Annotated in this window: 1 pseudogene; it reads left to right on the top strand. The window is 38.2% G+C overall.

The window, feature by feature from the left end:
• Positions 1–20 precede the first annotated feature (20 nt).
• Positions 21–1,155, top strand: a pseudogene (locus AM228_RS27920) (DNA methylase); the annotation flags it as partial.

Here is a 1,155-nt window from a genome sequence, read left to right as displayed (position 1 = left end):
CCCCCAAAAGTGAGGAAGTTGTGCAAAATTATTTATGGGCACATACTGTAGTTTGTCCTAGTTGTCAGTCTGTGGTTCCATTAAGTCCTAATTGGTGGTTAAGTAAAACAAGTAACTATGCTGGAAAAGGACAAGCTAGAAAAGTTAAGAGTGATTGGTACGCGGTGAAACCAATTCACAATCTGACAGAAAAGCGGGTTAATTTTCAGTTAATTAAGGGGAAAAAAGGGAAAAAAACAACGATTAAAACCGATGAGTACGAATACAATCCTGATGATTACAGTACGGTTAGTCGAGGAGTGGGTAGATGTCCTAATTGTGGCAATATTATTGAAAATAAAGTGATTATGCAAACTGCTAAGAAAACCGGATTAGGACATCAGTTATATGCAGTGGCTTATAAAAAAGGTAAAGGCAGCTTAGAATTTAGAATTCCTAATAATACTGACTTGAATGCTTGCGATCAAGCTCAACAATACTTAGACCAAAATATAGATGATTTACAACATAAATTTTTAATTCCTATTGAATTTATTCCTGAAGGCAAAGATTTGGATGAACAAATCCGAATATTTTGTCCGACATGGAAAGATATGTTTAACCCGCGTCAGCTTTTAACCCTGGTGACTTATGTAGAAATTATCAACGAAGCGAAGGAGTTAATCCGGGGTGAATATGAACCAGAAAAAGTAGAGGCAATTTGCACTTATTTGGCTTTAGTATTAGATAGATGTGTTGATGCAAACTCTCGTTTAGCCCATTGGAGTGCAACCACGTCACAAATTCAACTCGCTAGTGGACAACACGCTTTAAATTTAATGTGGAATTATCCAGAAGTTAATGGAGTGACTCGCTTGTGGAATTGGTGCGTAGATGCCTTGACATATGACTACACTAAACTTTGTGAATTATTCGGCACAAAGTCCCACTCTCTCAGCTTACCGGGTATCCTAGAAACTGAACCCAAAAGCATTAAAATTGATGCGGCTTCGGCGGATAGCCTGTATCATATTGCCGATAAATCTGTGGATGCAATTGTCACTGACCCGCCCTATTATGCTACGATACAATATGCGGAACTTTCCGATTTTTTCTATGTTTGGATGAAACGGACGTTAGGGGATATTTTCCCCGAATTATTCTGGTCAGAACTCA

It is taken from the genome of Planktothricoides sp. SR001, assembly GCF_001276715.1.
In the GTDB taxonomy this organism is placed as follows: Bacteria; Cyanobacteriota; Cyanobacteriia; order Cyanobacteriales; family Laspinemataceae; genus Planktothricoides; species Planktothricoides raciborskii.
The sequence above is the reverse complement of the archived record's forward strand: the minus strand, read 5'-3'. Positions and strand labels throughout refer to the sequence as shown.